This window comes from Streptomyces recifensis (genome assembly GCF_002154615.1).
In the GTDB taxonomy this organism is placed as follows: Bacteria; Actinomycetota; Actinomycetes; order Streptomycetales; family Streptomycetaceae; genus Streptomyces; species Streptomyces griseoluteus.
Genome location: NZ_MUNH01000661.1, coordinates 1 through 572, shown reverse-complemented (window position 1 = coordinate 572; position 572 = coordinate 1). Strand labels below are relative to the sequence as shown.

General features: G+C 71.9%; 1 protein-coding gene. It reads right to left on the bottom strand.

Features of this window, described 5'->3' with window-relative positions:
• Nucleotides 1–341 (bottom strand): ribosome maturation factor RimP (gene rimP / locus CCN33_RS27925; protein ID WP_086696185.1); only part of this gene is annotated, 341 nt, incomplete at its 3' end.
• Nucleotides 342–572 lie beyond the last annotated feature (231 nt).

The window sequence follows — 572 nt, the reverse complement described above, 5'->3', positions numbered from 1 at the left end:
GCGACCACTTCGGCGCCGTCGGCGAGCTGGAACTTCACCAGCCGGTCGACGGCGCGCCGGTAGTGGCGGGGTTCGGTCAGGAGGCGCTCGGCGCCCGGGGTGCCGACCTCCAGGTCGTACGCCTGGTCGCCCATCGCGTCGGTCTCGTCGAGCTTCGCCGAGAGCGCGCGGCTCACATCGGCGATCCGGTCCAGGTCCGCTCCGGTGTCGGAGTCGACGACCACGCGCAGCACACGCTTGCGTCCGACGGAGTCGACGGCGATCTCCTCGAGATCCAGCCCCTGGGAGGTGACGAGCGGTTCGAGCAGCTCTCGCAGCCTCTCGCTCTGGGTGGTGCTCATCCGGGTGACTCCTCGGCCGCGTGTGCTGTTGTGGGATGGTCGCGTGTCTGGTCAAAGGGTATCCGGTCGCGATGGGTGTTGCCGTCCACCCTCGGCGGCCCGGCACCTCCCGCGCGTCCGTCCGGTGGGCGGTCCGGGGTCGGGAGCGGTGCCGGTGAGTGGTGCGGGGACAGCGCGCGGGTACGGTGATCACGGGCGGGCGGCCTGTTCGAAGGGCCCCGCTCTCCGGTG